This is a genomic window from Cylindrospermopsis curvispora GIHE-G1 (genome assembly GCF_014489415.1).
In the GTDB taxonomy this organism is placed as follows: domain Bacteria; phylum Cyanobacteriota; class Cyanobacteriia; order Cyanobacteriales; family Nostocaceae; genus Raphidiopsis; species Raphidiopsis curvispora_A.
Map to the genome: position 1 here is coordinate 1,858,915 of NZ_CP060822.1, position 14,146 is coordinate 1,873,060.

At 43.8% G+C, this 14,146-nt stretch carries 2 protein-coding genes and 1 pseudogene; 1 reads left to right on the top strand and 2 read right to left on the bottom strand.

Annotated elements, in window-relative coordinates:
• Nucleotides 1-182: 182 nt before the first annotated feature.
• On the bottom strand, nt 183-1,946 hold the full coding sequence (locus tag IAR63_RS08445; RefSeq protein WP_235678388.1) for a condensation domain-containing protein: 1,764 nt from the start codon (nt 1,944-1,946) through the stop codon (nt 183-185).
• 67 nt (nt 1,947-2,013) lie between these two features.
• On the opposite strand from IAR63_RS08445, the pseudogene IAR63_RS08450 reads away from it, so the two are divergent.
• A pseudogene (locus IAR63_RS08450) lies at nt 2,014-2,230 on the top strand (hypothetical protein).
• Nucleotides 2,231-2,662: 432 nt separating this feature from the next.
• On the opposite strand, the gene IAR63_RS18405 reads toward IAR63_RS08450, so the two are convergent.
• Nucleotides 2,663-13,978, bottom strand: coding sequence for a cadherin domain-containing protein (locus IAR63_RS18405; RefSeq protein WP_187707244.1), 11,316 nt, complete (start codon nt 13,976-13,978; stop codon nt 2,663-2,665).
• Nucleotides 13,979-14,146: the final 168 nt, after the last annotated feature.

Sequence of the window (14,146 nt, forward strand, 5' to 3'; positions counted from 1 at the left end):
AGTGGGTGGGTGAAATTAAATATAAGATGAACGTAGGTTGGGTTGAAGTATGAAACCCAACGCCCGCACGGGTCGAGGAACGAGACCCATCCTACAAATACAAATAATTGTGCCTCCCTACTTATTTCAATATTTTCAGTTAGCAAGGTAATTTGGCAGTTAAAACAGGCATGGAATTGTAATTATCCAAATTGGGTAATTGGTCTGTTTGGATTTTGCACAATTTTTTGGAGAATTTCTTGGTAATAAGTAAACATAAACTCTATAGTATCATTTGTAAATAGCTCCGTGCTGTAAAAAACTTTAATTTCAATGGTGGGATTATTTACTGAAGGTGAAGAAACATAAATTTCTAAAGGAGTTTCTTCATCCCATAAACTCAGATCACGCTTAATCGATACAAATTCAAAATCCAACATCCGGTTATGCCAATTTTGTGGGGGTAACATAGTTAGGGATGCAGAGATATTCAGTGGTTGTTTACTGGTGATAGTGTCAATGACTGTTCGAGAGGCAATTTCTTTATTGTTGATTGCTTCTATGAGGGTTTGTTGGACTTGTTCTAGAAGAGTAAGTGCGGTTTCCTCAGATGAGAAATGAGAGTGCAAAATTACATCGTTGATGAAGCAACCGAGCATTGTTTCAGTTTCCACTGAACTACGATTACCAACTGTTGTCATTACTAAAATATCGTTTTTACCGCTGTAATTAAACAAAAGTATGTTCAGAGCAGTGATGATAATCACAAAGATAGTAACTTTTTGCTCAAGACTGAAGGCTTCAATTGACCTAACCATACTGGCTGATAAAACTATGGAATAAACGGATGCACTGCTACTCACCTGTGGCGGAATGTTAGAAAAATTATCAGCTATTTGTGAGGTATTGGTTAATTTCTCTACCCAATAGGCCAACTGCTTTTCTATTACCTTTTCATTAAAGTGCTGATGTTGCCAGAGGGTAAAATCGGCATACTGAACAGGTAATTCGGGTAGAGGAGAAGATAAACCATTGGTGAAAGCTGTATAGAGTATTCCTAACTCCTCCAACAAAAGCCCTAATGACCATCCATCTGTGATGATATGGTGTATATTTATTGTTAACCAATATTCCTTTTGATTTAGTTGCAATAACTTTGTCTTAATCAGAGGAACTGAACCTAGATCAAAATGATGCTCGTATTCTAACGCAGCGAGTCTCTTAGCTTCAGATGTTCTTTCTGTATTAGGTAGGTTTTGTAAGTCTATAATCTCCAATGGTATGGTCAGAAATGGGGTAATTACTTGCACAGGTTGACCTTCTACTATAGTAAAAGCCGTGCGTAGTATTTCATGACGACGAATTATTTCATTGAAGCTGGACTCCAACACAGTTGCAGAAACAGAGCCTGTCAAACGTAAAGTAACAAAGCTATTGTAAGCGTAACTATCAGGAGTTAATTGCTGTGAATGCCATATAGACTCTTGTGCAAAGGAGAGTGGAATATATGTGTTTCGTATTTGAGGGACAAGAGGTAGTAAGGTGTTAAATGTCATATCACTTCCGCGCTCCTGCTGTACCTCTAGCTGATGAATATTTATTACTTGACTAAGTTCAGCTATGGTGGGTGCTTCCAATAGGGAACGCAAGGGAAGTTGGAGAGACAAACTTTCTCGAATTCGAGATATTACAGATGTTGCTAATAAAGAATGTCCTCCCAATTCAAAAAAGTTATCATAAATCCCGACCTTTTCTAGACCTAAGACGTTGGCGATAATGTGGGCAATGGTTTCTTCTGTGGGATTTCTGGGAGCTACAAAGACTGTTTGGGGATTGTCTGCTAAATTGGGTACGGGGAGGGCCCGACGGTCTATTTTTCCGTTAGGATTCAGGGGAAAGGCGTTGAGGATGACAAATGCCAAGGGAATCATATATTCGGGCAAATGTTCTTTGAGAAACTGACGCAACTCACTGTCTCAAAGCTCAAGTCGGTTGAAACCGACTAAAATATAATATAAAGATGTTAATTTAATTATGGTTTTGTGGCAGCTATATTATCACATATTTTGGGCGACTAAAAACGTGAGCCTTTAATTAGTCACGATATAGAAAGTCAAGTCTATGGTTATTTAACCGGGAAGGCTAATCATCTCAATTGTCCGTGGCTATAGATTATGTTAACAATCAAAAAATACATCATTTAAACAAAACTACAATTAGACTATTAGAAACAGATTTAGATGAATCCTGAACTCGATACGCCACAAATCACCCAGTACAAAACCAGTCGGTTGAAAACCGACTTGAGCTTTGAGACCGGGAATGAATTCCCGGTCTCCCCCACGGACAGTCTCCAGGTGTGGGGTGATTCAACCAATCACGGTTAATTGGCGAGCTCCCATAGGGAGTGCTTCGCAATCGCTCTCTTAATTTGAGTTAGAATAAAATGCGATCGCTTAATGCGTGACTCAAAAAAAATGTGGTAGTTATCAGGTGGGAATTTGAAAATAGAGTTCCCATTGTGGAGTTGACTTCTCCGAGTTCTAAAGAGTTGCTTTAGAGGATTCATAGTACCAAGGATTATTAGGTTTTACTTCTGTCAATAAACGCTTATGGAGATATATCGCACTAGGGATTTTGATTGATTTAAAAAGTTGGGTTGATTAAACCCAACATCGACATATTAACCAAAGGAGAAGACCGTATCATTGAAGTCGTAATCATTGACCCCTACACCAGCGGGTAAATCTTCGAATCCAAAGATATTATTGCCAAAGCTCTTGATGTGAGCTGCACCATCTGGGTTAGCTGCACCAAAGCTAAAGTAAGCAACTGGGAAAGAGGTATAGTTTTCAGCGGTGGCTCGACTATTATCAGCATTGAGTTGGAAGAAGGTGTTAATAGCATCCTGCATACTACCGAACAAGTTACCACCATTGGCAATGACGAAGGGAGCGTAAAATTTATCCCCGCCCACAACCACATTTCCAGTTATGCCATTTCCCGAACCCCCAGCTCGTACTGCAAAACTAGATACTGCTCTGTTTAAAGCAGCCCTAGCATAGCCAGGTTGTCCTGGAGCGATGCCATTAACTGTACCTGTAGCATTATCTATTTCATAAAGACCAAATAGGTTATTAAAGGCTGCATCAGTGCTAACTAAAGTTCTTTGCAGAATATCCCTTGCTTGAGTTGGATTGTAGCCAGCACGGAAATTGAAGGACACATTATTAACAATACCAGATAGGGAACCAGCTTCTGAAGGAATTAAGGGGTCACCAGGTTGGACATCTGTTATTACGCCCGAATTTACTACAACTTTTGTTCCCGTCACATTAACCTTGACGTTTGCGGTTGCTGTTAAATTTCCTTGGTCAGAGATAGTATAGCTAAAAACATCATCTCCTGTGTATGCAGCATCTAAGAGGGTGTATTTTAGCTGATCACCAATGATTTCAACCTTGCCCTGTTTACCATCGGTTACGCCAATAATTTTCAGTTTATCACCGCTATCAGGATCAGTATCGTTCTTCAAAGGTTCAATGGATCCGCTAGTATCTCCAACAATGGCTAAAAAGTCACCAATAGCAGCGGGTGCTTCATTGACATCTTCAACCTTGATATCGATATCTTGGGTTACGGGAGGGGTGTTACCATCTCCGACTGTAACTTGTACTTGATAAATATTATTCTTGCCCGCATCCTCGGGTTTTTCAAAGTCTGGTGCTTTATTAAACGTCAAGTTACCTTGGGAATCAATGGACAGCAATTTAGCATCAACTCCTGCTAGGGCAAAGGTAATAACGTCTTCCGGTTCCGGATTTTGAACACTGATTCTACCAACTAATTTACTATTTTCACGAACAGGGAAGGAGACAGCAGAGAAAACAGGTGGTTCATTTTCATTGGTGACATTAATGGTTAACTGTTTCTCAAAGAACTGTCCACCTTGGTCGGTGCTGCGAACTCTAATACTGTAGCTGTTCTTGGTTTCAAAGTCAAAGGCAGCAGCAGTTTTTAGTTGACCACGATCTATGGTAAAGGAACTATTATCGATAGAACCTGTTCCCGTAACTAGGCTATAGGTAAAGGTGTTGCCAGCATCCGGGTCTGTGGTAGACAAGTTACCCACCACTGTGCCAATTGCTTGATTTTCTGCAATGGTAGTAGCTGATAGGGTCAGGTCTGTGGGTGCTTCGTTAATGTTAGTAACATTGATAATCAAGTCCTGGGTGACTGGATTATTACCGTCCGTAACTCCAATCTGTACGTTGTAAACGTTATTGCTTCCTACATCTCCTGGTGCTTCAAAATTAGGAGCAGTAACAAAGCTCAAAACTCCCGTATTGCGATTGATGTTGAAAAGGCTCTGGTCTGCTCCCCCGCTAATGATGTAGGTCAGTGTGTTACCATCCGCATCAGTGGCAGTAATATTTCCCACTGCTGTGGTGTTTTCTGCCACGGAGAAGGTGGAGCTACTAGTAATTACCGGCGGATTACCGACTTCCACCACATTAGTGACATTAACAGTAACTGTTTGAGTAGCAGTTAGGCCTCCACTATCGGTGGCGGTAACGGTCACACTGTAAGTGTTGGTTCTCGCTGCACTACCTTTCGCCTCAAAATCAGGGGGAGTTTTAAAGGTCAGTGACCGGTTATCAATGTTGAACTTGTCCGCATCTGCTCCGGAAAGGCTGTAGGTAAGGGTGTCACCCGCATCCGGATCGGTAGCAGGAGCGATGGTTCCTACAGTAGTGCTGTTTTCCGCTGTAGAGAAAGTGGCAGTGGCATTGGCAAAGCTGGGTGCTTCATTAATACCGGTAACATTAACGGTAACTGTCTGGGTAGCGTTTAAACCCCTAACATCGGTGGCGGTAATGGTCAGACTGTAGGTGTTGCTACCTGGCGCTTCAAAATCAGGGGGAGTTTTAAAGCTAAGGGCGCGAGTAATGGTATTAAAATTAAACTTGGTTGCGTCTGCTCCCGATAGGGTGTAGTTAAGAATATCCCCCCCATCTGGGTCGGTAGCAGGAGCGATGGTTCCTACATTAGTGCTGTTTTCAGGTGTGTTGAAGGTAGCAGTGGGAGTAGGGAAGGTGGGTGCTTCATTAACGTTGGTGACATTAATGGTTAACTGTTTCTCAAAGAACTGTCCACCTTGGTCGGTGCTACGAACTCTAATGCTGTAGCTGTTCTTGTTTTCAAAGTCAAAGGCAGCAGCAGTTTTTAGTTGACCACCATCTATGGTGAAGAAACTGTTATCGGTAGCACCTGCTCCTGTAACTAGGCTATAGGTAAAGGTGTTGCCAGCATCCGGGTCTGTGGTAGAGAAGTTACCCACCACTGTGCCAATTGCTTGATTTTCTGCAATGGTAGTAGCTGATAGGGTCAGGTCTGTAGGTGCTTCGTTAATGTTAGTAACATTGATAATCAAGTCCTGGGTGACTGGATTATTACCGTCCGTAACTCCAATTTGTACGTTGTAAACGTTATTGCTTCCTACATCTCCTGGTGCTTCAAAATTAGGAGCAGTAACAAAGCTCAAAGCTCCCGTAGTGCCATTGATGGTGAACAAACTCCGGTCTGCTCCCCCACTGATGCTGTAGGTCAAGGTATTACCATCCGCATCAGTGGCAACTATTATTGCCACTGCCGTGCTGTTTTCTGTCACAGAGAAGGTGGAGCTACTAGTTATCACCGGTGGATTGCCGACTTCCTGGACATCGGTGACATTCACGGTAACTGCTTGGGTGGTGGTTAGGCCCCCACCATCGGTGGCGGTGACGGTCACACTGTAAGCATTGGTTCCCGCTGCACTACCTGGTACTTCAAAGTTGGGGGCAGTTTTAAAGCTGAGTAAGCGGGTAGAGGAGTCTATATTGAACTTGTCCCCATCTGCTCCCGATAGGGTGTAGGTAAGGGTGTCGCCTGCATCTGGGTCGGTAGCAGGAGCGATGGTTCCTACAGTAGTGCTATTCTCCGCTACAGGGAAAGTGGCAGTAGTATTGGTAAAGCTGGGTGCTTCATTAACGTTAGTGACAGTGATAATCAAGTCCTGGGTCACAGGATTGACGCCATCCGTAACTCCGATTTGCACGTTGTAAATGTTATCAGTTCCCAGTGCTTCAAAGTTAGGAGCATTAACAAAGCTCAAAGCTCCCGTATTAGCATTGATGGTGAACAAACTCCGGTCCGCTCCCCCGCTAATGCTGTAGGTCAGGGTATTACTATCTGCATCAGTGGCAATAATAGTTCCCACTGCCGTGCTGTTTTCTGCAATGGAGAAGGTGGAGGGGCTGGTTATCAACGGTGGATTGCCATTTTCCACCACATCAGTGACATTTACGGTAACTTCTTGGGTAGCAGTCAAGCCAGCAGCATCCTTGGCAGTAACAGTCACCCTGTAGGTATTGGTTCCCGCTGCACTACCTGGTGCTTCAAAATCAGGAGGAGTTTTAAAGCTGAGTAAGCGGGTAGAGGAGTCTATATTAAACTTGCCCTCATCTGCACCGGAAAGGCTGTAGGTAAGGGTGTCGCCTCCATCTGGATCGGTAGCCGTGATGATTTCTACCGTGGTCGTGTTTTCCGCTCTGGAGAAAGTAGCAGTGGGAGTAGCAAACCTGGGCGCTTCATTAACGTTGGTAACATTAATGGTAACTGCTTGGTTAGTGGTTAAGCCAGCACCATCCCTAGCGGTAACGGTCACGTTGTAGGTGTTGTTCCCTCCTGCACTACCTGGTGCTTCAAAATTAGGAGCAGTCTTGAAGCTTAAAAACTGGGTGGTAGAATCAATATCGAACTTGCCTGCATCTGCACCGGAAAGGGTGTAGGTGAGGGTATCTTCCCTATCTGGATCGGTGGCAGCTACAGTTCCCACAAGGATCGTGTTTTCACCAGCTGATAAGGTAGCGGTAGGAGCATTAAAGCTAGGTGCTTCATTAACGCCAGTAACAGTGATAATCAAGTCCTTGGTAACCGTGTTATTATCACTATCTTTGACTTGGATCTGCAGGTTGTAGCGATTATCAGCTCCTACATCTGTCGGGGCTTCAAAGTTAGGAGCAGTAACAAATCTCAGAGCTCCCGTAGTGGGGTCGATGGCGAACAAGTTCTGGTCTACTCCCCCGCTAATGCTGTAATTAAGGGTGCTACTTTCTACATCTGTGGCCATAATAGTTGCCACTGTGGTGCTGTTTTCTGCGATGGGGAAAGTGGATCCACTGGTTATCACTGGTGGGTTGCCAATTTCCACCACATCGGTGACGTTAACGGTAACTGCTTGGGTGGCAGTTAGCCCCCCACGATCAGTGGCGGTGACGGTCACACTATAAGCATTAGCTCCTGCTGCACTACCTTTGGCCTCAAAATCAGGGGGAGTTTTAAAGCTGAGTAAGCGGGTAGAAGAGTCTATGTTAAACTTGTCCCCATCTGCTCCAGAAAGGGTATAAATGAGGGTATCTCCCGCATCTGGATCGGTAGCAGCAGTAATTATTCCCGCAGTAGTGCTGTTTTCTGCAGTGGAGAACGTAGCAGTGGTATTGGCAAAGCTGGGAGCCCTATTAAATCTCACTTCCCGTGCGATCGGTGCACTGGTATTACCAGCAGTATCTGTGGCAGTTGCCAGTAAAGAAAGTATCCCTTCACTAGGTAATTCACCCGCGCTAATATTCACTGACCACTGGCCATTAATCGCGGTGACCGTGCGTGTCACATTACCAAAGGTCAACCGAACTCGGGAGTTGGCCTCTGCAGTTCCTGTAATGGTAATGCCACTTGATCTTTCTGCAGGGTTGATGATATCGTCACCTGTAACCGGATTAATGACAGGGGCGTTGGGTGGGGTGGTATCTAATAACAGAGTACGAGAAGCTGGGATGGTTTGGGATCCGGACTGAGCAATGCCAATGGCCTCAACACTGTATGAACCATCTCCTGGCAACTCCTGGGGTGTAAAATTAGCAGTCCAGTTTCCATCAATGACATTTACTGTTTTCCTTTGTCCAGCAATGGTGACTTGTACCTGAGCTAGTCCGGTTGCAGTTCCCGTAATAACAGCACCCGCTGCTTTTTCAGCTGCATTCAAAGTGTCATTTCCAGCAATCACCCTAATGGTTACTGGTGGCAAGTCATCACTAATAATAGTTGTTGCTGCTTGTCCCGCTGCTACCATTACTGAGCCTATATTAGGAGTCTCTATCCTCATTACTAATTGTTCATCAGTTTCAATGAGAGTGTCTCCTAATACGGTGACCTTCACCAGCTTTTCCGTTTCCCCATCTGCAAAGTTGATTAAACCAGACAATGGAGTACCAGGAGATAAATCATCAGCATTAATGGACCCCTCCAATCTGTAGTCCACTGTGAGATTACCACTGGGGTTGGTGCGCCACACCCGGAAGGTAACATCTTGTGAAGCGCTATTTCCTTCTGTAATAGATAATGGAGTAGCCGCTACACCAACGGAAGTAATAACTCGAGCAAGAGTCGGGTCGGTATCATCTTTGGGTTTATCCGGGAAAACCTCTGCAGCTGCAATAAAAGATCTTTCTCCTGTTAAGAGGTAATCATAAATGGCCGCATCCTTTAATATAGGATCGGTAATTCCCGCAGCAGCACGCACTGCTGCTGCTAATAAATCCGTAGGAACTTGGTTCAGGTCAATAACGCCTTGAGGGAAATTACTGCGGTTAAAACTGCCCACTTCTTCTCCCACACCATAGGAGAAGAGAGAATCCTTTCCATTGTTTGTGCCTACCCTATCTACCCGCCAACTATCGGCAAAGGGCCCGTAAAGATTCTGAAAACTGACTGGCTGAGGATAGGGGGTGCCATCTCGCCCGGTTAGATCATCTGCCCTATCGTTGTTGCGATTGCCCAGTAATCCCCTAAATCCTCGCTTAATAACTGCAGGTCTTTCCACAATTAAGACATTTACGTCCATAAAGGCATCGTAAATCTCTACTCGAACCTGCTCTCCCAAATCATTTAGGGTAATGGTGTATACGTTACCATTCCGCTCTACATCCAAAGTCCCATCACCATTTATATCCACGCCCGCTTCCGTGGGAGCAATGGATACAATTGATCCATCCACTAACAGCGGATCTGGACCCAGCTGTAACTCAATACGTCTTTCACCAAGTTTGACAGCCATACGAGTGGTAACAGACACCACTTCTGATCCTGGATAAGGTTCATAGCGGACTTGCACCTGGAAGGGGTTTTCGGACCCATCAGTTGTTTCTACTAGAACAAATTCGCCCACTGCCATAAAGTCATAGGCCAGCCCGTCTAAGGTTACCAAGTGGGGATCTCCAAAACCCCAACCCCATAACCATCCATCATCATTTAGAATCAGGGACGATGCATAGTTTTGAAAAAGCGCGATTGAGGTAGGATCTGGGTTGTCAATAACAGCTTGAAACGATTCTGCAAATTCAATGGTATTATCCCCTTGAACGCTGATAGTCAAAGGAGCAGTGGATTGCCCCGGTGCAAAATTAACCGTTCCTGAAGGGAGTGTGCTACCGACAAAATCGTTAGCATCAGCATTCGGATCGTTCGGGGAGAAGAAGCTTTGAGTATTCCAGTTGACACTCACAGCTGAATTAAGGTTACCCTGGCGGACAACTTCAAAGGTGTAGTTTGTGGAGGTTCCTTCATTGCCTTCAAAACCAGCTTGCAGCCATGCATTCCCTGGGTTACGAATAGAAAGAAAAGTCTTGGTGGTAGCAATATCTGCGGAATTGATCTGATTAAACTGATTATCACCATCCTCAAATCCTAAATTATAGGCATAGCCTTCTTCGCTACCTAAACCTCTACCACCATAGGCCCACACATAATCAGCTTTTCCATAGCCTCCTGTGCCAATTCCATCTTGGTCAGTTTGAATATCAAAATACTCATTAACCCAAATATAAGTGTTAATGTTCCTTAAACCAAAATCAGAGGTATCCCGAACAGAAGTGACTTTATAATAACCAGTCTTAACCGTATCATTAGAGTTTGAATATATAGCATATCCATCTGGACCCTTAATGTAATCTCCTATAGCAACAATGTAATCTCGACTGGCATAGCCATAGCCCTTGTAATAGTCATTATTTGTATCTTTGCCATAATAATAAGTAAATTCAAAGAAGACATTATTACTTCTTATATCGGCTTCAAAGAAGTTGCTAAAATAAGGGTCAGAGCTGAAAAAGTTAGCATCGTATGCAAAACCATATTCTGAACCCAAACCAGAGAAACCACTAACTGTACCCTGTGGCGGCCATATATTAGTTGTTGTTCCAAATCCCGTATCAGCGTCATTGTAGCTGGTAAGGTAAACCAGGTTGTTAAACGAACTGTCAGTGGTAATTTCTCCAAAAGAGTCAATGGTGTAGGATCCTGTTTGACCAGTTTCATTCCGATTGGAAACAGGTATGTTTTGACCTTGGTTGTAGGTTCCCACTGGAGCATAGACATAACCACTGTAGCTATCGCCATTACCGTAACGATAAGTAAAGTTATACTGCTGATAGCCAGGCAGACCAACAGTCAGAGTAAATGAGTTGGAAAGAGGGCTGACATTACCCGCAGCATCCGTAGCCTGGGCAGTGAAACTGTAAGTAGTTCCTGGAGCCAGGTTAGCAGTGGTGAAGGTATAATCCCCAGGAGTGTTGGCAGCAGTAGCATCACCATAGGTAAGACCATCACGGAACACGCGTACGGAACTGCCTGCTTCCGCTTTGATATTCAGGGTCGGGGTGAGATCATCTGTGGTAGTACCGTTGCCAAAGGTTCCTGTAACTGGCGCTACATCATCTCTGAAATTGATAATTTGGGGAGGATCAGGAGGGGTATCATCCACATCGGTGACGTTAACAGTAACTGCTTGGGTAGCAGTTAGGCCCCCTCCATCGGTGGCTATAACGGTCACACTGTAGGTGTTAGTTCCTGCTACACTACCTGGCGCTTCAAAATCAGGAGCAGTTTTAAAAGTCAGTGACCGGGTTGTATTATCAATATTGAACTTAGCCACATCTGCTCCCGAGAGGGTGTAGGTAAGGGTATTACCTGCATCTGGATCTGTAGCAGCAAAAATGATTCCTACAGTAGCGCTATTCTCCTCTACAGGGAAAGTGGCAGTGGGAGTAGCAAAGCTAGGTGCTTCATTAACATTGGTAACAGTGATAATTAAGTCCTGGGTGACTGTATTGTTACCATCCGTAACTCCAATTTGTACGTTGTAAACGTTATTGCTTCCTACATCTCCTGGTGCTTCAAAGTTAGGAGCAGTAACAAAGCTCAAAACTCCCGTATTGCGATTGATGTTGAAAAGGCTCTGGTCTGCTCCCCCGCTAATGATGTAGGTCAGTGTGTTACCATCCGCATCAGTGGCAGTAATATTTCCCACTGCTGTGGTGTTTTCTGCCACGGAGAAGGTGGAGCTACTAGTAATTACCGGCGGATTACCGACTTCCACCACATCGGTGACATTAACAGTAACTGTTTGAGTAGCAGTTAGGCCTCCACTATCGGTGGCGGTAACGGTCACACTGTAAGTGTTGGTTCTCGCTGCACTACCTGGTGCTTCAAAATCAGGGGCAGTTTTAAAGGTCAGTGACCGGGTCGTATTATCAATATTGAACTTGTCCACATCTACACCAGAAAGGGTGTAGGTAAGGGTATCACCTGCATCTGGATCTGCAGCAGCGGAGATGATTCCCACAGTGGTGCTGTTTTCTGCAGCAGGGAAGGTGGCAGTAGCACTGGCAAAGCCAGGTGCTTCATTAACATTGGTAACCCTTAGGGTCACTGTGTTAGTGGCAGTTAGTCCACCTCCATCTGTGACTGTAATCCCAAGGGTGAAGGTGTTAGGTAAACTTTCAAAGTTGTTAGCAGCAGCTGATATACCTGCTGATGTCAAAGTAATTTGTCCACTACTAGAATTGATGCTGAAAAATCCACTCTCGTTTCCACTGGAAATACTATACTGTCTAATACCTACGTTGTCCGTATTGGACAAGTTGTCACTTGCTGATACTGTTCCTAAGGTAGCTCCCTGCTGTTGGTTTTCTAGATAGGAAAGGACCTGGGATGCTGTTATAGTGGGGTCAATACCATCGAAGACGTTCCTTGAATTATTAATGAAGTTATTTCCCGCTATATTAATACTGTTTGCAGTAATCTGGGCTGCGTCACGTAAGACAACCCCAACTTCCCAGTTTCTAATGGTGTTGTTTTGGATGTTGAGATTGCTATTATAGGTTCCATAGCCAGTAAAAGTGGGATTTACATCAATACCGTAATAACTAGCAGTTTGACGAATTCCACCTTCACCGAAAAACTCGTTATTTTTGACCGACACCTGTCCCGGCAAACTACCGTAAAGGTTCAGACCTGTGATTAAATTAACACCTCCATTGGTACCTGTTGGAGTCAAAGTGTTGTTTTCAATGGTCACACCGTTGAAGTTACCCCGCACCTCTAAAGAAGATTTGTGGTCTTTATTGTATTTGACTTGAGCTAGATCCATTGTGATCTTATTATCACGGATCACTAAATCACTACCGGAAGGACCCCCATTCACAACCCTAGCAGTTGCCATGACAGCAGGAATCAGACCGGATAAATTATTGTTAGAGGCTTGAGTATAAGCATTAATAAAGTTATTAGCAGGAAAGGTATTCTTCTCTATGGTGACTTTCTTGAATACGAAGGGATCATTCACTTCACCATAAAGCTGAATACCACCGCTGTTGTATTCACCAATATTATTTTTGATATTAACAGTATCATTTCTCCCCTTGAGTTCTAACCAATAGTTACGACCATAGCCACCACCATAACTACCACCATAGCCACCATAGCCACCGTAACCATAGCCAGTCCCGCTAAAAAATTTCCCAAATCCGTCAAAATCGGCACCACCAGCGTGCAGTCCGTGATAGAACTTATTACCATCTATGGTAACATTGGTGAGAGATGCCAGGTATAGGTGGGCAGCACGAGGGCGCCAAAAAGTGTTATTATTAATACTTGAATTACTGAGTCCGGCTAAGTACATAGACCCGCCCGTGCCACCACCGCCCAATAAGCCACCAATGTAGTTGGCATCAATCTGCCAACCGGTAACTTGATCGGTTGGGTTGTTGCTGTTAGCATCTCCGAAACGGGGTCCCTTATTGGCGTTATACCCGGTAACGTAGTTGTTGAGTAGTTTAAAGTTATCTGGTGTACTAGTCCATTGCAAAGGACCGTTTTCATTTCTGAGTCGGAAACCATCAATAGTAACATTGTCTGCTGTTACAGTAACAGTGCCCTTAATCCAAGCTTCTGGGTTAGTACGGTATCCCTGATTGATATTAATACCACCAGTTAAGTTAATATCCGGTATAGTTGGTCTAATTCCTTTATTGGGACCTTCCAGTGTAACCGACTTATTTATAGTCACGTTTTCATTGTATACACCGGATAGCACCCTAATTACATCACCGTTGCTGGCAGCATCAATGGCTGCTTGAATTGTTGTATAAGTTTGACCGGGTCCAACTTCCAGAATAGCGGTGACCTGGTTATTGATCGCAACGGGAGCAATAGGATCTACTGTGAGGCTAGAATTACTGCTACGAGCAATAAAATTAACTGTTGCCTGGCCATCAAATGTACTGGTTGTTACAAAGGGAATATTAATAAATGATTTATTAGTTGCAGATGTAGTTAAATTTTGAAAGGTTAGCAGCACAAAATTCCCCGTACTGCTATCACTATCAGCATTGCCCGTATCAGTACCTGTTATTCTTCCATTTAAGGGAACTGTCCCTGTATTATCACCAATAGTGATAGCATTTACATCAATTTGAATTTCACTGCTAAAGTAAACCTCTATACCTGCTGAAGACACAGCCGGATCTGTAAAGTTTTCCAGTCGGTAGTCGAGATTAATCTTTCCACTACGTGGTGAAACGCTTTGAATTTTGGGGGTAATTACTAGTTTTGGTGTAGACATAAATCTCCAGTGTATTATTAGCGGTTATCATAACAAATCAGCACAAGCATAACATAATTTGCCGGTCTCTAGGAATATAGTCTAAGCAAACTAATGTTTCCAAGATTATAGTGTGTACGGACTACACATGGGTATATAAGGTTTCGGATATCATTATTGCAGCATTAA

Coding starts and splice junctions, on each gene's coding strand:
- IAR63_RS18405 (WP_187707244.1), bottom strand. CDS start 13,978: ATGTCTACACCAAAACTAGTAATTACCCCCAAAATTCAAAGCGTTTCA.